This window comes from Pseudomonas sp. A-B-19, from assembly GCF_019947515.1.
In the GTDB taxonomy this organism is placed as follows: Bacteria; Pseudomonadota; Gammaproteobacteria; order Pseudomonadales; family Pseudomonadaceae; genus Aquipseudomonas.
In genome coordinates this window covers 88,023-107,609 of the sequence record NZ_JAGYGN010000014.1, presented here as the reverse complement: position 1 = coordinate 107,609, position 19,587 = coordinate 88,023, and the positions used below count along the sequence as shown (strand labels likewise).

The 19,587-nt window shown below is 60.8% G+C and carries 17 protein-coding genes and 1 pseudogene; 3 read left to right on the top strand and 15 right to left on the bottom strand.

The window, feature by feature from the left end; genetic code table 11:
* Nucleotides 1–97: 97 nt before the first annotated feature.
* The 11 genes from argE to KGA81_RS17170 all read right to left on the bottom strand — a co-directional run bounded on the left by argE (nt 98) and on the right by KGA81_RS17170 (nt 13,421).
* The gene (gene argE, locus KGA81_RS17220) at nt 98–1,255 is read right to left on the bottom strand and encodes an acetylornithine deacetylase (RefSeq protein WP_223547372.1); all 1,158 of its coding nucleotides are present in this window, start codon (nt 1,253–1,255) and stop codon (nt 98–100) included.
* Nucleotides 1,252–2,406, bottom strand: a complete 1,155-nt coding sequence (locus KGA81_RS17215) for an NAD(P)/FAD-dependent oxidoreductase (protein WP_223547371.1) — start codon at nt 2,404–2,406, stop codon at nt 1,252–1,254. The genes argE and KGA81_RS17215 overlap by 4 nt, the downstream gene beginning before the upstream one ends.
* Nucleotides 2,403–3,779 carry an NAD(P)/FAD-dependent oxidoreductase gene (locus tag KGA81_RS17210; RefSeq protein ID WP_223547370.1) on the bottom strand — a complete coding sequence of 459 codons (1,377 nt, stop codon included), beginning with the start codon at nt 3,777–3,779 and terminating at the stop codon, nt 2,403–2,405. The genes KGA81_RS17215 and KGA81_RS17210 overlap by 4 nt, the downstream gene beginning before the upstream one ends.
* A complete protein-coding gene (locus KGA81_RS17205) occupies nt 3,761–4,069 on the bottom strand; it encodes a (2Fe-2S)-binding protein (protein WP_223547369.1) in 309 nt (102 codons plus the stop codon). Before KGA81_RS17205 ends, KGA81_RS17210 begins: the two co-directional genes overlap by 19 nt.
* Nucleotides 4,066–5,907, bottom strand: a complete 1,842-nt coding sequence (locus tag KGA81_RS17200) for an ABC transporter ATP-binding protein (protein WP_223547368.1) — start codon at nt 5,905–5,907, stop codon at nt 4,066–4,068. The genes KGA81_RS17205 and KGA81_RS17200 overlap by 4 nt, the downstream gene beginning before the upstream one ends.
* A gap of 1 nt (nt 5,908) precedes the next feature.
* The gene (locus KGA81_RS17195; RefSeq protein ID WP_223547367.1) at nt 5,909–6,784 is read right to left on the bottom strand and encodes an ABC transporter permease; all 876 of its coding nucleotides are present in this window, start codon (nt 6,782–6,784) and stop codon (nt 5,909–5,911) included.
* Complete coding sequence (locus KGA81_RS17190) at nt 6,781–7,737, bottom strand: ABC transporter permease (RefSeq protein ID WP_223547366.1); 957 nt, start codon at nt 7,735–7,737, stop codon at nt 6,781–6,783. The genes KGA81_RS17195 and KGA81_RS17190 overlap by 4 nt, the downstream gene beginning before the upstream one ends.
* 45 nt (nt 7,738–7,782) lie before the next feature.
* Nucleotides 7,783–9,420, bottom strand: coding sequence for an ABC transporter substrate-binding protein (locus tag KGA81_RS17185; protein ID WP_223547365.1), 1,638 nt, complete (start codon nt 9,418–9,420; stop codon nt 7,783–7,785).
* 94 nt (nt 9,421–9,514) lie between these two features.
* A complete protein-coding gene (locus tag KGA81_RS17180) occupies nt 9,515–10,789 on the bottom strand; it encodes an NAD(P)/FAD-dependent oxidoreductase (RefSeq protein ID WP_223547364.1) in 1,275 nt (424 codons plus the stop codon).
* A 26-nt stretch (nt 10,790–10,815) separates the two neighbouring features.
* Nucleotides 10,816–11,484: a haloacid dehalogenase type II gene (locus KGA81_RS17175; RefSeq protein ID WP_223547363.1), complete on the bottom strand. Its 669-nt coding sequence runs from the start codon at nt 11,482–11,484 to the stop codon at nt 10,816–10,818.
* A 464-nt stretch (nt 11,485–11,948) separates the two neighbouring features.
* On the bottom strand, nt 11,949–13,421 hold the full coding sequence (locus KGA81_RS17170; RefSeq protein WP_223547362.1) for an aldehyde dehydrogenase family protein: 1,473 nt from the start codon (nt 13,419–13,421) through the stop codon (nt 11,949–11,951).
* 242 nt (nt 13,422–13,663) lie between these two features.
* Between KGA81_RS17170 and KGA81_RS17165 the strand changes: the two genes are divergently transcribed.
* The 3 genes from KGA81_RS17165 (at nt 13,664) to KGA81_RS17155 (ending at nt 15,916) form a co-directional block, all read left to right on the top strand.
* A complete protein-coding gene (locus KGA81_RS17165; RefSeq protein ID WP_223547361.1) occupies nt 13,664–14,521 on the top strand; it encodes a GNAT family N-acetyltransferase in 858 nt (285 codons plus the stop codon).
* Nucleotides 14,522–14,582: 61 nt separating this feature from the next.
* Nucleotides 14,583–15,290, top strand: a complete 708-nt coding sequence (locus tag KGA81_RS17160) for a cupin domain-containing protein (protein WP_223547360.1) — start codon at nt 14,583–14,585, stop codon at nt 15,288–15,290.
* Between the two features lie 233 nt (nt 15,291–15,523).
* A complete protein-coding gene (locus KGA81_RS17155) occupies nt 15,524–15,916 on the top strand; it encodes a hypothetical protein (RefSeq protein WP_223547359.1) in 393 nt (130 codons plus the stop codon).
* An 83-nt stretch (nt 15,917–15,999) separates the two neighbouring features.
* On the opposite strand, the gene KGA81_RS17150 is transcribed toward KGA81_RS17155, so the two are convergent.
* From KGA81_RS17150 to KGA81_RS17135, 4 genes and pseudogenes are all read right to left on the bottom strand, one after another.
* Entirely contained in the window at nt 16,000–16,521 is a 522-nt protein-coding gene (locus KGA81_RS17150) for a DUF3016 domain-containing protein (protein WP_223547358.1), read from the bottom strand.
* A 71-nt stretch (nt 16,522–16,592) separates the two neighbouring features.
* Nucleotides 16,593–16,747 (bottom strand): annotated as a pseudogene (locus tag KGA81_RS17145) (slipin family protein); the annotation flags it as partial.
* 54 nt (nt 16,748–16,801) lie between these two features.
* Complete coding sequence (locus tag KGA81_RS17140; RefSeq protein ID WP_223547357.1) at nt 16,802–18,184, bottom strand: NfeD family protein; 1,383 nt, start codon at nt 18,182–18,184, stop codon at nt 16,802–16,804.
* Nucleotides 18,185–18,273: 89 nt separating this feature from the next.
* Nucleotides 18,274–19,581, bottom strand: a complete 1,308-nt coding sequence (locus tag KGA81_RS17135) for an OprD family porin (RefSeq protein ID WP_223547356.1) — start codon at nt 19,579–19,581, stop codon at nt 18,274–18,276.
* Nucleotides 19,582–19,587 lie beyond the last annotated feature (6 nt).

Sequence of the window (19,587 nt, the reverse complement as noted above, 5' to 3'; positions counted from 1 at the left end):
GCGTCGCCCTCTGGTCCATCGCGAGCGAGCTCGCTCCTACCTGAACAGCATTGCGACTGTAAGGCCGCTTTCGCGAACAGGCTCACACAGGGGGAAATCACTGTTTCAGGGAACCGAGCAGGCCATCCAGAAACCGCTCCCCAGCCTCCATCTGGCTGATCTCGATGAACTCGTCAGGCTTGTGCGCCTGATCGATCGAGCCAGGCCCGCAGACCACCACCGGCACATCCAGACGTTGCTTGAACAACCCGCCCTCAGTGCCGAACGACACTTTGGCGGTGCCGGTATCCGGTGCGGCGAAGTTCTTCAGCAAGCGCACCGCTTCAACGCTCGGGTGAGTATCGAGCCCCGGATAAACGTTAAGGGTTTCGATCTCGATGGCCGCCACACTCGACAGCAATCGGGCTTCGCGGACGATCACTTCAGCACGTTCCTGCATCTGCTCCAGAAACTGATCCAGATTATCCGCCGGCAAGTTGCGCACTTCGAAGTCCAGCGTGCACAGGTTCGGCACGATGTTCAGCGCCCTGCCGCCACCAATCTGCCCGACATGCACGGTGCTGTAAGGCACGTCGTAATCGGCATCCTGCGCGCCCTGCTCTTGCAGTTGCCGTTGGCTCTGACGCAACGCCGCGATGAAATCGCAAGCGACGTGAATCGCATTGACCGAACGCGGTGCCAGCGAGGAATGCGCCTCCAGCCCCCGACAATAGGTTCGATACGACCCTTTGCCCTTGTGTCCGAGCACGAATTGCATGTTGGTCGGCTCACCGATCAGGCACAAAAACGGCCGCACCGGCGCCAGATGCAGCACGTCGAGCAAGCGCCGCACACCAACGCACCCGGTTTCTTCGTCATGGGACAGCGCCAGTTGCAGCGGTCGGCTCAGGGAATGGTCGGCCGCATCGAGCATCGTGTCGATGGCCAAGGCGATGAAGCCTTTCATGTCGCAACTGCCGCGCCCGTAGATCTTTCCGTCCTGCACCGTTGCCTGAAACGCCGGAACTGTCCAGGCCTGCCCCGCCGCCGGCACCACGTCGGTGTGCCCGGACAGTAGAATCCCCGGCAAAGCTTTCGGCCCGGTGCTGGCAAACAGATTGGCTTTCTTGCCGGTTTCATCCTTGACGATCAGCGACTCGATGCCCTTGCTCAGCAGCAGGTCGCGCACGTATTCGATCAGGGCCATGTTCGACTCCGAAGAGACAGTGTCGAAGGCCATCAAACGTTTGAGAATATCCAGTACACGGGGTTTCATGAGGCCTTGCTCCGATGCTCGGCTAAATGGGCGAACCGACGGATGGAGAACGGCTCAATCGAAATGCTGGTGCTGCCGGTGCTGATCAGTTCAGCCATGACGTCGCCGACACCGGGGCCGAGCTGGAAGCCGTGTCCGCAGAAACCGAACGCGTAGAACAAGCCGTCGACGATGCCGCTCGGGCCCATCACAGGCAAGGAGTCGGGCAGATAACCTTCGATGCCGCTCCACACACGGATGATGTTCAGGTTGCCGATACCCGGCAGCAGACGGCGCATCTGTTCCATCTGGTTAAGGATGCTGCGTGGCTCGACATGGGCCCGACGATTGAGCATGTCCGGTTTGCTGCGATAGCCGCCGCCGATGACGATGTTGCCGCGGGGGATCTGCCGGAAGTAGATCACTTCCTCAGGGACCTTGGTGTACACGCCGATCACCGTCGGCAAGGCGTAGGGCACCGGTTCGGTCACGGCCATTTGCGGGCCGTGGGTATCCAGCGGCACCGGTTCGCCGAACTGCCGGGACAGTTTCTGACCCCAGGCCCCCGCGGTGATCAGCAGTTGGGCGGCGTTGAACTGGCGACCGTCGGTGGTGGTGATGTTGAACTCGCCACCAACCTTCTGCACTTCGGCGACTTCGGTCTGCTCTTCAATCTGCGCGCCGAGTCGCCGGGCAGCACGGGCAAACGCCGGGGCAGCCAGACGCGGGTTGGCGTGGCCATCGTGAGGCGCGTAGGAACCGCCTTTCACGTCTGGCCCGAGGAACGGAAAGCGCTGATGCAACTCGGCACCGCGATAGATCTTCAGGTCGAGTTGCGCCGCCTCAGGTGCAGCGGCATAGGCTTCAAGCTCGGCGATTTCATCTTCGCGATAACACACACGCATGTGGCCGCTGGCGATGAACTCCAGGTCATCGTCGATCAGTTCCGGCAAGCGTTTCCACAACGCCCAGGAACGGTTGGCCAACTCCAATTGCCCCAAGTAGCGGCCCTGGCGCCGGACGTTGCCGAAATTCACACCGCTGGCGTACTGACCGATCTGGTCACGTTCCAGCAGAATCACCGACTGCCCGTGACGACGCAGGAAAAACGCCGCCGCCGAGCCCATCAGGCCACCACCGACTATCACCACATCGGCTTTGCGTACGGTCATGGCGAGACCTCCTCAGTGAGTATCGACAGCGGTTTGACCGGCGCTTGACCGCGTTGGCGACCGACTTGTTGCACGCTGACGCCCGCCGCGGCGGCGATCACTTCGGCGCCGGCCTGAGAGCAATAACGGCCCTGGCAACGGCCCATGCCGACACGGCTGAACGCCTTGGCCCGATTGACTTCGCAGGCGCCCTTCTCGCTGACCACCGCACGCAACTCGCCGGCGCTGATCATTTCACAGCGGCAAACGATGGCAGTGTCCGGCAAGGCTTTGGCTTGCTCCGCCGGCCAGGGAAACGCCTGAGCCAGACCGAGGCGGAACTGATCCATCACGGCCAGCGCCTGGCGTTGTTCGTCGCGTAATCCGGCGTTCACGGGTTGATGCAGGTCTTCCAGCAGCGCCATGGCCACCAGTCGACCGGCGTGTTCAGCAGCGTCCGCGCCGCGAATCTTCGAGCCGTCACCTGCCGCATACACACCACTGACAGAAGTCCGGCCTTCCTCATCCACCGCCAGCCACCATTGGCCGGAGGCTTCATCGAAACGCATGCGGCAACCGGCCAGATCCGCCAATTGGGTTTCCGGACGCAGGTGATAACCCAACGCCACGGCATCGCAATCCACATTTAATGTCTCACCGCGAGCGGTCAACACCCGCACGCCACTGACACCGCTGGCCGCATCGCCCAGTATTTGCAGGGGTTTGATCCCCAGGTGCAGCGGAATTTTCGCCTGATATAGCTGCGCCAACAGCTTCATCCCGGTAAACAGCAATCCGGGTCGCGCCAACAGTTTGGGCAAGGCACCGATACGTTTGCCGAACGGCGACGTATCGAGCACCGCCGTCACCTTCGCGCCGGCCTTCACGTATTGGCTCGCGACCAGATACAACAACGGCCCGCTGCCCATAAACACCACGCTGTGCCCAATCGAAACCGCCTGGGACTTGAGCGCAATCTGCGCTCCACCGAGGCTGTAGGTGCCTGCCAACTGCCAGCCTTCAATCGGCATCAAGCGGTCGGTGGCGCCGGTGCAGAGGATCAGCGCGTCGTAATCCACCGTCGAGTGTTTGCCCTGGCTGACGCAGCACAACTGCCCCGCTGTCAGGTTCCACACCAGGGTGTCGGGGCGGTAATCAATAGAACCGCGCAGGCGATCAAAACCTTCGTGCAGGTCCCGGGCCTTACGGGCCTCGGTGCCGTACAGCGTGGCGTAGCTACGGGTAAACCCTTGCGGCTGCCGCCGATAAATCTGCCCGCCATCCCGACGATTTTCATCGATCAGGATTGGCTTGAGCCCCGCCGCCACCAAGGCTTCGGCGCAACGAATACCCGCAGGTCCGGCGCCGACAATGACTATCCGTGCAGTGGCCATATCGCCTCCGGTTGTGTGGTGACGATGTCCAGCCCTTCACGGACTTCACTGGAGCAGGCACGCAGACGTTCGCCGCTGCGGGTCCAGACCCAGCAATCCTGGCACGCGCCCATCAGGCAAAACCCGGCACGACGCCCCGAATCAAACTCCGACTGGCGCAACGCATTGCCCTGAGTCAGCAAGGCGACCATCAACGTATCGCCCTGCAACGCCTCGATGGCCGCGCCGTCCACCGTCAAACTGACGGTCGGCCGCCCCTGCTCGGCCAGCCTCACAAAACGCCCCTTCATGCATAGGCTCCCTGGGTCATGGTGATCAGATCATGCTGGGTTTTCAGCAACTCGGCGCTGTCGTGGTGACAGAGGATTTCACTGCCGCCATCAATGGTGCGACGGTTCGGCGCCGTGCGATTGCACAAGCCATCGACCCGCACCGGGCAACGGCTGAGGAAGGTGCACAGCTGCGGCACATTGGCCCTGGCACCAATCGGCGGCAGCTCGCCACAGGTGGTACCGCAGTTTTCCAGCCAGCCCTGACGCAGTTCCGGCACCGAATGGATCAACAGATCGGTGTACGGATGGAACGGCGCCTGGGCAAACGACTGTCGCGTGCCGGCCTGGATTTTGTGGCCGCTGTACATCACCACAATGTCGTCACACAGAGCCCGCACCGTGGAGATGTCGTGGCTGATGAACAGATAGGAAACCCCCAACTCCTGGCGCAAGTCGCGCAGCAGTTCGAGAATCGCCGCGCCGACCACCGTATCCAGCGCCGAAGTCACTTCATCGCAAAGGATCAGATCCGGTTTCGCCGCCAACGCACGGGCCAGGTTGACCCGCTGTTTCTGTCCGCCGGACAGTTCATTCGGCCGTCGTTCGGCCAGCGTCCGGGGTAACCGCACCAGGTCCAGCAATTCGCCGATACGCTCGCGCAACGCCGCACCTTTGAGGCCGAAATACATCTTCAGCGGCCGGCTCAGAATGGTGCTGACGCTGTGCATCGGGTTGAGCGCGGTGTCTGCGTTCTGGAAGACCATCTGGATGCGGCGGAACTGTTCGTCGGTGCGCGCGGACAGGCTGCCGCCCAAGGGCTGACCGTCGAAGGTCAAGCCGCCGAGTGCAGGGGTCAGCAAACCCGCGACCACGCGCGCCAGGGTCGACTTGCCGGACCCTGACTCACCGATCACACCAATGGCCTGGCCCCGGCGCACAGTCAGGTCGATGTCTTCAAGCACGCGTATCGCCGGCATCCCGTGCATGTTCTTGTTGCCGTAACCGGCGGTCAGGTTTTTGATCGTCAGCAACGGCACGTCTTCGGCGACGCCACAAGGCGGGCGAATCGTCGTGTCGGGCCGCGCCGCTGCCAGCAGGCTGCGGGTGTATTCATGGGTGGGCGCCTTGAGCAACGGCGCGGTGGCGCTCTGTTCGAAGATCTGACCGCCGTTGAGCACGACGATCTGGTCGGCCATTTGTGCGACTACCGCAAGGTCATGGGAGACATAAACCGCCGTCGCCCCCCGTTCCCGAACCACGCGTTTGAATGCGCGGAGCACGTCGATCTGGGTGGTGACGTCGAGAGCGGTGGTCGGTTCGTCGAGTACCACCAGCAACGGATCGCTGATCAGCGCCATCGCCGCCATCACCCGTTGCAGTTGCCCGCCCGACACCTGGTGCGGGTAGCGCTGGCCGATATGATCCGGGTCCGGCAACGCCAGGTCGCGGAACAGTTCGATGGCTTTGGCTTCAAGCACCGCACGAGTGCCGAGGCCATGAGTCAACGCGCCCTCCACCACTTGATCGATCAGTTTTTTCGCCGGGTTGAACGCCGCCGCCGCGCTCTGGGCGATGTACGACACCCGGTTGCCGCGCAGGCCTTGCAGTTCTTTTCCGCTCAGCGCCAGCATGTTGTGCTCACCGACCTGCACCACGCCGCCGGACAACCGGCAACCGCGCCGTGCATAGCCCAGCAGCGCCAACGCGATGGTGGTCTTGCCAGAGCCGGACTCACCGATCAACGCCAGCACCTCACCTTTTTCCAGGGAAAAGCTCACGCCTTTGACGATTTCGGTTTCGCCGCGCTCGCCACAAGCGACCACGCGCAGGTCTTCGACTCGAATCAATTCACTCATTTCAATGACCTCCCGTACGGCGACTACGTCGGGACGACAGTCTGTCGATAAACAGATTCACACCGATGGTCAGGGTGCCGATGGCCAGGGCCGGAATCACGATGGCCGGCGCGCCCTGGTTGAGGCCGCCGATGTTTTCCCGCACCAGCGAGCCAAGGTCGGCATCCGGCGGTTGCACGCCGAGGCCAAGGAAACTCATGCCGCTGAGCAACAACACGATGAAGCCAAAGCGCAGGCCGAGGTCAGTCAGCACCGGGTTGAGCATGTTTGGCAGGATTTCCACGCAAGCGATGTACAACCGACGCTCGCCACGGGTGCGGGCGACTTGCACGTACTCCAGCGCTTCGATATTCACCGCCATGCTGCGGGCGATACGGAACGCGCCGGGGGTAAAACTCAGTACCGCGGTGCAAATCAGCAAGGTCACCGAGGAGCCGAAAGCCGAGACCATGATCAGCGCCAGCATCTTGCTCGGGATCGAGATAAAGGCATCCATCAAGCGGCTGATCACCTCATCCAGCCACTTCGGCGACACCACCGACAGCAACGCACAACTGGTCCCCAGGCCACTGGCCAACAACGCTGCGACCAACGCCAGGCCCACGGTGAAACGTGCGCCGACGAGAATGCGGCTGAGCATGTCGCGGCCCAGGTAGTCGGTGCCGAACGGGTACAGCGCACTGATGCTGTCGAAGACATTGTCAGACACCACTTCGCCCACCGGGTGCGGCGCCAGCCATGGGCCGAAGATCGCCACCAGCAACCAGATCACGCACATCGCCGCGCCGATCAGGCCCAGCCACGCCGGGCCATGCGACACCTTGCCAACCGACAGGTCAGGGGTCTTGGGCGTCGATTTCACAATGAGATTGTTCATTGGTTTCTCAGCCTCGGATTGGACAGAATCGCGCACAGGTCGGCAATCAGCACCAACCCCAGGTACGCCGTGCAAAACAGCATGGTGCAGGCCTGGACCAGCGCCATGTCACGGTTGGTCACGGCATCGACCATCAGGCTGGCGATGCCGGGATAGTTGAAGATCGTCTCGACAATGACCACCCCGCCCAGCAGGTACGACAGGCTCAGGGCGATGGCGTTGGCAATCGGCCCGATCGCGTTGGGCAAGGCATGGCGCAGCACGATGCGCATCGGGCTGACGCCTTTGAGCCGGGCCATTTCCACGTAAGGACTGTCGAGTTGATCGATCACAGCGGCCCGGGTCATCCGGGCCATTTGCGCGACGATGACGCAGCACAGCGTCATCACCGGCAAGGCGTAGGTGCGCATGAATTGCCAGGGCGAGGTGATGTCGCTGGCATAGGACAGCGCCGACAACCAACCGAGGTTCACCGCGAATATCAGCACCGCCAGGGTCGCCACCAGGAACTCTGGGACGGCGACCATCGCCAGGGTGAAGAAGCTCAGGAAGCTGTCGATGCGCCCGCCACGACCCATCGCCGAACCGATGCCCAGAATCAACGCCACCGGTACTGAAACCAGCGCCGTGGCGGCCGCCAGCATCAAGGTGTTGGGCACCCGCCCGGCCATCAACTCGCTGACAGGCATCGCGTTGGAGACCGACTGGCCCATGTCACCGCTCAGCAGGTTCATCAACCAATGCAGGTAACGCAACACACCGGGCTGATCCAGCCCCAGTTTCAGGCGCAACGCCGCCACCTGTTCCGGCGTGGCGAACTGCCCGAGCGACTGTTGCGCCGCGTCCCCCGGCAGTACCGCAGTGATCGCAAACACGACCATGGACACGATCAACAAAGTCACGATCGCGGCGCCCAGGCGCCGGCCGACCAACCACAGTGTATTGCTATTCATCGCCTATCCTCCCGCACTGTCCCTGCCGTTCAAATCGACGGCTTATCAAGCGTCCAGCCAGACCTGCTCGGCGAACATGTAGCCCATGAAACCGCCCAGCGGGTTGCTGCCGTAGCCTTTGATGCGCTGGTCGACGCCGTCGATGTTGCTGATGAACACCGGCACGCCGATCCCGCTGTGGTCATGCACCAGGGTTTGCATGTCCGCGTACATCTTGCTGCGCTTGGCGTCGTCGGTTTCTCCGCGTGCCAGCATCAGCAATTGGTCGAACTGGTCGTTCTGCCAACCGGATTCGTTCCACGGCGCCTTCGACTGGAAGAACTGCGAGAACATCACGTCGGCGTTCGGCCGTGGGTTGATGTTGCCGAAGCTCAGCGGGTGCTTCATCCAGTGGTTGGACCAATAACCGTCGCTGGGCAATCGGTTGACGTCGAGCTTGAGCCCTGCCTGTTTCGCCGACTGCTGCAACAGCACCGCGATGTCCACCGAACCGGTGGCGGCCGGGGATGCGACCAGCGGCATGCTGATGCTTTCCATGCCAGCCTTTTTCAGCAGGAACCTGGCTTTTTCCGGGTCGTAGACGGTTTGCGGCAGGTCGGCGTTGTAGTAGCGCGAACCGGGGGCAATCGGATGGTCGTTACCGACCACGGCAAAGCCACGGAATACGGCGGATTTGATTTGTTCGCGGTCCATCAGGTGCTTCATCGCCTGGGTGAATTCCGCGCTTTTGCCCGGCATCTGATCCTGACGGATGATCAAATCAGTGTAGTTGCCCGACGGCGCATCGACGACCCGGTGCTTGGCGCTGGCCTTGATCCGGGTGGTGGAACGCGGGTTGACCTCGTTGATCATGTGCACGTCGCCGGACAGCAGCGCGTTGACCCGCGACGGTTCGTCGGCAATTGCAATGAACTCGATCTCGTCCAGGTACGGCAGGCCCGGCTTCCAGTAACTGGTGTTGCGCGCCGCAATCGAGCGCACGCCCGGTTTGAATTCCTTGACCTTGAACGGCCCGGTGCCGATGCCCTGGTTGAAGTCGGTGGTGCCTTCGGGAACGATCAACAGGTGCGACACGGCAAGGATCGATGGCAACTCGGCGTTCGGCGCGCTGAGGCGGATCTGCACTTCGTTGGTGCCGGTGGCTTTGATTTCGGCGAATTGCTCCATCAGCGGCATGACTTTGGAACCGGTCAGCGGATCCTTGTGCCGCAACAGCGAGAACACCACGTCGGCAGCGCTGAGGGTTTTGCCGTTGTGGAAGGTCACGTCCTTGCGCAGGGTGATGGTCCACAGCGTCGCGTCGGTGTTATCGATGCGCTCGGCCAGTTCCAGTTGCGGCACCAGGTGCATGTCGAAACGGGTCAGGCCGTTGTAGAACATGAAGTGACGCACGTAGTCGGTGGACAGCGCGCCTTTGGCTGGGTCGAGGGTATCGGCCGTGGAGCTGGACATGCCGGCGACACGAATCCGCCCGCCCGGCTTGCCCTTGCCGGGAGCCGCTGCTTCTTCGGCAAACAGCTTGCCCGCCGCGCCGAACAGGCTGCCGGCGCCCACTGCTGCAACACCCGCCACGCCAAGCATTTGCAGGGCATTGCGGCGCGACATACCGCGATTGAGGCCCTCGAACACTCGCAGGCTATCCTGTCCGGAAATCAGTTGTGAGTCGATCTTGTTATCAGTCATATCAGTTGTACCTGTCGAAGATGAGAAGGCTCGAGTGCCCCGGTTGACCGGAGCGTCCTGGAAACGCGAACGACGGTGACGCCACAACATCAACTCAATGCAAATAGTCCTGGAAACGGTAATACGCGCCCACGAACGGCAGGAACCACGGCTTGCCGAAGTGCCCGGGAATCGCCGGCCAGTCGAGTTCGCGCCAGGGGTTGGCCTCGACCTTACCGGCCATCACCTCGGCCATGACCTGGCCCATGTGCACCGACATCTGCACGCCATGGCCGCTGTAGCCCATGGAGTGATAGATCCCGCCGTGCTGACCAGCCCGGGGCAAGCGGTCGGAGGTCATGTCCACCAGCCCGCCCCAGCAGTAGTCGATCTTCACATTGGCCAGTTGCGGGAACATTTGCACCATCGCTGCCTGCAGCACTTTGCCGCTCTTGGCGTCGTTCACACTGTCGGACATGGCAAACCGCGCACGGCCGCCGAACAGCAGGCGGTTGTCCGGGGTCAGGCGGAAGTAGTTGCCGATCATGCGGCTGGTGACATAGGCACGGCGACCGGGCAGCAACTGCTCGATCAACGACTGCGGCAGGACTTCGGTGGCGATGACAAAACTGCCCACCGGCACGATCCGCCGCCGATACCAGCCCAAACCGCCGTGCTGACAGGCGCCGGTGGCTAGCAGCACCTGACCGGCGTGCAGCGAACCCTTGCTGGTGTTGACCTGATAACCGCCGGCGTGGGCCTTCCAGTCCGTCACCGAGGTGCCTTGATGGATCAACGCACCATGACGGGCGGCGGCCTCGGCCAAACCGACACCAAAGCGCCCGACATGCATCTGCACCCCGTTTCGCTGCAGCAAGCCACCGTGGAACTGGGCCGAATTGACTTCCGCGCGGGTCTGCTCGGCGGTCAGCAGTTCGACGTCGGCATCGACTTCCTTGCGAATCAGTTCGCAGGTCCGTGCCAGCCCCTCGTAGTGCATCGGCTTGGCCGCCAGTTTGAGTTTGCCGTTGCGAATCAGGTCGCAGGCGATCTGCTCCTGCTCCACCAACGACACAACGCTCTGCACCGCGCTTTCGTAGGCCTGGTAATAAGCCCGCGCCTTGTCGGCACCGAGGCTGGCGCTCAGTCCGGCGTAGTCCTGGGCAACGCCGGTGTTGCACTGGCCGCCATTGCGCCCCGACGCTTCACCGATGACCCTTCCGGCCTCGAGCACCACCACACTGGCGCCCTTCAAGGCCAACGCCCGAGCCGCCGCCAGACCGGTGAAACCGCCACCGACGATGGCCACGTCGACCTGCCCGGGCAATGCGCCGAGCTGGGCACCGGTGAAGGCCGGTGCGGTGTCGAGCCAGTAGGATTCACTGCCCATTGTCTAACCCCTTATGCGGTAGAGACTCAGAGACCAACCAGCGCCGCCAGCCCACCGATGTCGGTGATCTGCTGGTAGCTGTAGAAGGCGTTGGCCGGGACTTCATGGCCACGGGCGACGAAGGCCTTGTTTTTGATCTTCATGTCGTGGGCCGGCATCAGGTCGTAACGGAAGCTGGAGGACACATGCAAGATGTCTTCCGGGCCGCAGTTGAGGTTGTCGAGCATGTACTCGAACGCTGCCAGACGCGGCTTGTAAGCCTGGGCCTGTTCAGCAGTGAAGACTTTGTGGAATGGCGCGCCCAGCTTGTCGACGTTGGACATGATCTGGCTGTTGCTGGCGTTGGAGAAAATCACCAGCGGAATCTTGTCGGCGATTTTCGACAGGCCGGCCGGTACGTCCGCGTGCGGGCCCCAGGTCGGTACAGCGTCGTAATACAGCTGGCCTTCGTCACGGTATTCGATGCCCCAACGCTTGCAGGTCCGGGCCAGGGCGGTCTTGAGGATCTCGTCATACGGCATCCAGTCACCCATGACCTGGTCCAGGCGATAGGCCGAGAAGTCCTTGACGAACTGATCCATCTGCTCGGGCTTCACGCGATCGGCGAACAGCTCGCGAGTCATCGTGCCCATGTGGAAATTGGTCAGCGTACCGTAGCAGTCGAACGTAATGAATTTGGGGCGAAGAAAGCTCATTGAGTGCGGTCCTGAAGTTCGTTGAGGTCATGGCGTGACTAGCATTTGCTTCGTTTACGAAGCTGTGTTGCAACGCTGCAGCACACCGTCATTACAACACCGTGAATTCAGCAGATGGCGTTAAAAGCGACCTCTGCTCGATACAAACCACCGTTTTAGCCTCCCCCCTCAGCAGACTTTGCGGCAGGCTCCAGCCTTGGGCAAACCCCGTATTTGTGCGCTCTTATGGACCTTTTTAGCCCTGTACGGCCAGCGCGTGCCACCGTTGGCCGCAGAAACTGCGCCGGGCTGAACGAAAACGGACGCTCCGTGTGGAAGCGCCCGTTTGGTTGAGGTTTAGATCCGGAGGTTGTTTAAACCCTGTAGGAGCGAGCTTGCTCGCGAAGAGGGCATGTCAGTCGATATCAATGTTGCCTGACACACCGCCTTCGCGAGCAAGCTCGCTCCTACAGGGGATTGCTGTGTTATTGGAGAATATCGATTAATACGCTCTTGAAGCGCAGATTGGCTTCAAACGCTTCGCGCCCCAAATCCTTGCCGATGCCCGAGCGTTTATAGCCGCCAGTCGGCAGGATGTAGTCGTTACTGCGTCCGTAACGATTGACCCACACCGTACCTGCTTCCAGCTTGCGCACCAGTCGCAAGGCGCGGTTGATGTCGGCGGTGTGCACGCCCGCGGCCAGACCGTAGGTGGCGTGGGCGGCCAGGCTCAGCGCCTGCTCTTCGTCATCGAACGCCTGCACCGTCAGCACCGGGCCGAAGATTTCTTCGCAAACTGCCGGGTTTTCATTGTCGAGACCGGCCAGCAGCGTCGGCTGGTAGTAAGCACCACCCAAGCCGTCAAACAAGCCGCCGCCGGTGAGCACTTCAGCCCCGGCTTGGCGCGAGCGCTGGACGATACCATCGATGCGACTGGCCTGGAGTCGGGAAATGATCGGTGACAGCGTGCCCTCGGGCGACCAGGTCGGACCGGGGCGCAGCTCTTCAAAGTACGCCTGCACATGCGCGATGAACGGCTCCATGATTGAACGCTGAATCAGCAACCGCGAACCGGACACACAAACCTGCCCGGCGTTGCCGGTAATGGCCAGCGCTACGGTACGCGCGGTTTTGGCAATGTCCGGCACATCAGCAAAAACCAGTTGCGGGCTCTTGCCGCCCAGTTCCAGAGTGACCGGCTTCGGCCCCACCAGCGCACAGGTGGACATGATGCTTGAACCCGTCGCGGTGGAACCCGTAAAGGTCACCTTGGCGACCCGCGGGTGACGGCACAAGGCATCGCCAGTGATACGGCCATCGCCCTGCACCACGTTGAAAATCCCCGCCGGGATACCCGCCTGCAACGCCAGTTCGGCAAAACGCAGGCTGGAGAATGGAGTCAGTTCCGAAGGCTTGAGCACCACGGCATTGCCTGCGGCAAGGGCCGGGGCGACTTTCCAGGAAGCCATGCTCAGCGGGAAATTCCACGGTGCGATTGCCGCAATCACCCCGTAGGGTTCGGCGATCTGCATGCCAAGCCGATCGGTCTGGGTTGCCGCTACCTGGCCACCGTGCTTGTCCGCCAGTTCGGCAAAGAAACGAATGCCTTCGGCGACATAAGGAATGTCCCAGGCCAACACGTCTTTATGCGGTCGGGTCGAACCCACCGCTTCAAGCGGTGCGAGAGTCTCGGCATCCGCTTCGATCAGATCGGCCCAACGACGCATGACCCGCGCCCGCTCCCGCGGTGGACGGCTGGCCCAATCACTGCGGTTGAACGCCTGCCAGGCATCGTTGACGGCTTCGTCCACCAGGTTGGCGTCGGCAATCGGCAATCCGGCATACACCTGGCCGTCCGAGGGTCGCACCACCTCCAGTCCAGGTTGAGCATCGCGGTATTGGCCGCCAATGAAATGAGCGCTGCGCACAGCGATCAGACGAGGATCAAAACTATCCATGGAGCACTCCAGATATGGGACGGCGAGTCGTTTACTCTGGCTTCCATCGTAGAAAAAAAGCCCAGGCATTTGCTGCCGACCTTGCCCTGCAATTAAGTAGTAAATGTGGTCTTGTGGTCTCTGCCTCGCGGAATCTGCCGAATGTGCAACCCCCCCTTGTCAGCCCTGCAGGCAGATGGGATACAGGCACCATCGCGCTGGAAAACCGGCCGCTCGTGAACACTGTTTAACGGAGACTCGCCATGTCCGCCTCGCAACAATCCACTTATGGTTATCGCCCTATGACGGTTGCCGATCTCCCGGCAGCCCACGCGTTGTCCGTGCAATTGAAGTGGCCCCATCGGCTGGACGACTGGGCCATGGTGCTGCGGATCAGTGACGGCATTGTCGCGCTCGATGGCGAGCGTCTGATCGGCACAGCATTCGCATGCCCCCAGGGTGATTTCGCCACCATCGGGTTGGTGATCGTGAGCGACGACTATCAAGGCAAGGGGATCGGACGCCAATTGATGGAGCGGGCGCTTGACGCGTGCCAGTCACGCATCCCGATTTTGAACGCAACCCTCGCCGGAGCACCGCTTTACGTGAGCCAGGGCTTCGTCGAGTTCGGTCGGGTTCTGCAGCACCAAGGTCAGGCGCAAGCCCCCGCAATGACGCCATTGGCTGATAGTGAGAAATGTCGCCCACTGCATGACGCCGATAAGGCGCGCGTGCTGGAACTGGCTAACGCAGGTACCGGGCTGGACCGGCGTACCGTGATCACCGACCTGCTCGAGGTCGTCGAGCATTCGGTGGGTATTGAGCGCGATGGCCAACTGCGCGCCTTCGCCATGTTGCGCCCCTACGGCCGGGGTCGCGGTATTGGCCCGGTGGTCTGCGAAAACCTTGAACAAGCCCAACATCTGATCGGCGTGTTACTGGCCCAGGTGCCGGACACCTTCGTGCGTATTGACATTCCGGCGGATTGTGGCTTGAGCGACTGGCTGGAAACCGCCGGCCTCAGACAGGTCGATACTGTGGCGCAAATGGTCCGTGGCACACCGCCGCAAGCCAGCAACGGCGTGCGCCAGTTTGCACTGGTCACCCAAGCCATCGGCTGATCGCTTGCCGCGATCGAACCCTCGCCACCCAAGACCTTTATTTGCCTGGAGCGTTACCCGCATGTCCCAACCTACCGTTCTGCTGTTAGCCCGCGCCGACGGCAGCCGCGTTGTCACATCTTTCAAATCGCTGCCATTGAGTGCTGCCGATCCGTTTATTGACTGTCGTCAGGTCGCCTGGTCCGGGATCGACGGCGTGTCTGCCGGCATTGTAGCAACCGGTGACGTGCTTGATATCGACGACTTCCCACACACAGAAGTGATCGTGATCCATGCCGGCCACGTCGTGCTAAAAACCAAGGAGCAGACGCTGCAATTGGGTGTCGGCGCCAGCGCGGTGATCGGTCGCGGGACTGCGCTACAGATCGAAGCGCATCCCGGCACGCAATGGGCGTTTTGTGCCTCGACCACTGAAGCGCCGACCCCGGGCCTGACTTTGCTGGACCCACTCGCGATGCTGTCCCCTTCCGCCGCACCAGAACCGCAAATTCTGATCGGCCCGACGCCGCAATGCCGCTCACGTAACGCCTTCGAGCATGCAGCAAGCGATCTGCGCGTCGGTGTCTGGGACTCGACGCCTTACGAGCGCCACGGCCGGGCGCACAAGCTCAATGAACTGATGTACTTGATCGAAGGCAGCGTGACCCTGCACACCTCTGACGGATCAAACGTTACAGTCAACACCGGTGACACCGTGTTCGTTGCGCAGGGTGCGCCGTGCGCCTGGAAAAGCACAGGGTATGTGCGCAAGGTGTATGCAGTTAAATAGACACCAATGATCAAAAAAAGCCGGGACGGAAGATTCATCGATGAAACAACGATCGAGCTCAGGCTCGCGGCGGTCGATGGCCTGATCGGTGAGAGAGCCCGGCCTGGCGCCGGTCTTTTTCATTCTTCGCGTTCCAGCAGTCGGATAATCGACGCCCCTCGTCCTCGGCTCGTTGACGACACAACCCTCTGAGCGTTGAATCTTCTTGCAGTAAAATGAAGGGAGGGTGCCGTATGGCAAAAATAAAAATATTGTCAGGAGATTTTTTAGATGGGCATGCAACATATGAGCCCGGGTTCATCACTATAGAGACAAGCGTTTACCCGTGGCCAGGACTAAAGATATCCACCCAAGAGATCCGTGACCTTACATTAGTCAGCGAAAGCTCATACCGAGACGTGTCCGGTTCCGTCAGCCTGGGTTTAGCCGGCGCGATGGTACTCGGTCCGATTGGTGCCGTTGCAGGCCTGATGCTGGCGGGCGAAAAGGACGAGGTAACATTTTCATTAGCGCTCAGAGATGGCAGATCAATGCTTTGTGCGACCGATGGATGCACCTATCGGAACATTGAGTCTACGGTTGGCAAGCAGGCGTATTTCAAGCAAAACAAGTCTCATCAGGTGTGATAGCCAAAATCTCCGCTCATCCAAGGCCCGGCCCAGCGCCGGGCTTTTCGTTCCCGGACGGGTAAATCAGCGTGCAGGACGGTTCAATTCAACCTGCTCTGACGTTGCCCGGCGAATTGTCTGTGGAACCAGTCAGAGAGCATGGCCTTCTCGGAGTAAAGCCTGTCACTTCTGTTGGCACGGCCCGGACGCTGGAGGTAGAGCTGATCCATGACCCTGGCGTCGGCCTGACTCACGATCTGGCCGTTTTGTTTAAGCACGTAATGTAGATCGATGCTCGGCCAGGTGATGTCGCGCATGAAGCGCACATCATAGGCATTTGGCCTCCAGGGTTCGTAGCGACCGGCCAGGTCGATGTTGCGTATTTCAATTTGCAGCTGCTGGCCGGGTGGCAGGTACCGCTCGCCGAGCTTCTGGATGTAGCTGCGCAGCTCATTCATGACATAAGGATCGGCGCCACGTTCATAGCCCGGACTATCAAGGCTGGCATCGCTGAATTTTTCGGGGTTCTTGAAGACGACTTCGACCGCAGGTGCTGCGGTGGCAAGTGGCACCATAGACAGCGCCAGCAGTGCGATCGAGGTGCAAACGGTAATTGAGCGCATGGCTCACCTCCAGGTGCAGCGTATTTCAATGCATGCTGCACCGTGTTTAGTTTACGCCTGAGGTGCTGGGCATCGAGCACCACGGTACATAAATCCACGCGAACCATCTGTTGCACCATCGCAATCAACAGAATCAATCCCGGCTCCCTTGCCCCGCCAAAAGCGCCCGAGTTGGAACACCACCCCCGCGCTCGTATTCACGCAGAATCCGCACGACCGAAAACACCTACACAAGGAGCAGGGCTGGCAGCGCGCCAAAACCCGATTCGACGAACATGGATCAACCTCCCCGCGGTGGCGTTTCATCCGCTGCAATGACCTCCAGCATCAACCCCCTGCGCGCCACCACCCGAACCTGTTGGCCCAGGTGCAGGGGCGAGCGGCTCTGCACTTGCCATTTTTCGCCCTGCAGTTGCACCCAGCCGCTCATCGGCAGACCCGGCAGCAGCCCCGTCACCGTGGCCAGGCTGCCAACCAGGCCCGCATCGCCGCTGACCAGGGCGCGGCGTCGTGCCTTGAGCGCCATGCCGACCAGAGTCATCAGCAACAGGGCGCTGAACAGTGCCATGCCGATGATCAGCGCCAACGGAATGCCGAAACCCGGTACATCGGTGTCCATCAAAATCACTGCGCCGACTACAAAGGCAACCACCCCACCCAAGCCGATTACACCGAAACTCGGTAGAAACGCCTCGGCGATCATGAAGGCGAGCCCCAGCAAAACCAGTCCGACCCCGGCGTAATTCACGGGCAACAGTTGCAGGGCATACAGCCCCAGCAACAGGCAGATGCCGCCGAGCACTCCACCGACACCCGACCCTGGGCTCATGAATTCGAATATCAACCCATAGACCCCGAACATGATCAGCAGCAATGCCACGCTGGGGTTGGTGATCACCGCCAGCAGTTGTGTGCGCCAATCAGGCGCGTGCTCGATGAGCGCAGCCCCGGCGGTACTCAGCGTCAACGTCTGACCGGCGACATTCAGGCTCTTACCGTCCAGTTGCGTGAGCAGGTCTGCCACGTCATTGGCCACATAATCGACCACCTTGAGTTTGAGCGCTTCGTCGGCCGACAAGCTGAGCGATTCACGTACCGCTTGTTCGGCCCAGTCGGCATTGCGCCCGCGCAATTGCGCAAGACCACGGATGTAAGCCGCCGCATCGTTGATCTGTTTTCGAGCCAAGGTGTCCTGTAGCTCAGGCGGAGAATTCTTATCAGTGGTGGGTGAGCGAGGTGGTTCGGGTGCGGTACCGGGTAGGCCGCCGATCTGCACCGGCGTAGCGGCGCCCAGGTTGGTACCCGGGGTCATGGCGGCAATGTGGCTGGCATACACAATATAGGTGCCGGCGCTGGCCGCGCGTGCGCCACTAGGGGCAACGAAACTGGCCACAGGCAGGGGGCTGGCCAGAATCGCCTTGATGATCGAGCGCATCGAAGTGTCCAGCCCGCCGGGGGTGTCGAGCTTGATGACCACCAACTGTGCGCCCTCGGTCACCGCACGTATCAAGCCGCGTTCCACGTAGTCGGCACTGGCCGGACCAATAGCATCGTTGACGCTCAGGATCACGACACTGCCCGCAGCCGACGCCGTCGTCGAAACCGTCGGTAGCCAGACCAGTATCATCACCAAGAGCAGGCGGCGCCACCAGTGACTGTTCACGGGACCCTCCCAGGAGCGGGTTCGGCAGTCTTCAACCTTCACTTAAAGCGTAGTTGAGTCAGCCATAGGCGATACGCTTATGCTGCCCCTTAGAGAAGTGGAATGCTGTAGCTCACAAACACCCGGTTCTGGTCTTGATCACGGGCGGCTTCGCTATTGGATTTACCGTTACGCCAGCCGAAACCCACGTTTTTAAGTGCACCGGATTGAACGACGTAGTCCAGAAAGATATCCCTTTCCCATTCTTTCTGATTGTCGCCGGATCTCGTCTTGATATTGTCCCCGGAGAGGTACATGACCGAGGCTTTCAGGCCAGGGACACCCAGGGCGGCAAAGTCATAGGCGTACTGACCGAATGACGTACGCTCCCCGGCACGGGTGAAGCTCTGGATCAGACGGTCTGTGTACAGGTACAAGCTGCTGCCTGCGGCGCCTTTATCCACCAAACTACCCTGGTTCAGCTGGGTGAAGCTGCTCCCGTCCGAAACGCTTTGGTAGCCCGCTGTGATCGCATGGCCGCCAAGGCTGTAAATCAATGCAGCACTCCAGAGACGGTTGTCGATCACGCCATCACCGTTTTCGGTAAAGCCACTGATTCTGTAACCTGATGTACCGGAGTTGTTTTCACCTGACGAGTCAGTTTTGAAGTAGCGCAGGTCGGTTTTCAGGGATTGGTTGTCCGAGAACGCAAGCGTGTGAATCAGTCCGAAAAACTGCTGGTTATAGTAGTTCTCGAGATGGGCATAGTAGTACTGAGCCGTCAGATCCCTGGTGACTTTCCAGTCGCCCCCGACGAAGTCGAACTGGTTGCTTTCACGCGTACCGCCCATAGCGGCCAGCCCCGTCTGATCCGTTGAACCGCGACCGGTTGCATGTTCAATTCGCCCACCCGTCAGGGTCAGGTCCTTGAACTCGCTCGAGGTGATTTGGCCGCCCTCGAAGGTTTGTGGAAGCACCCTCCCATCGTTGGCGACCAGAATCGGAAGTTTCGGAATCAAGGTGCCGTAGCGCAGTTCAGTCTTCGACATTTTGACTTTTCCGGTCAGCCCCAGCCGGCTCCACTCGTCGACGGCGCGGTTGTCACTGTCCGAGGGAATCATAGAGCTGCCGACGTGTCGTCCCTTGCCAGTGTCCAGGGTAATGCCCAGCAAGCCCAAGGCGTCAACGCCAAAGCCAATCGTGCCGTCGGTATATCCCGACTTGTAATCCAGCATGAAACCCTGCGCCCACTCTTCGGTTTTCGAAGGGGCAGCGGTGCCATCACGGTTGTCGTTATTGAAGTAGAAGTTCCTCATTCCCAAGGCAGCTTTGCTATCACTCAGGAAGTCAGCAAACGCCTGGCTACTCAGGGCAATGCTGCCAAACAGCAAAGTTGCAGATATTTTCTTTACGCTCACTTATAA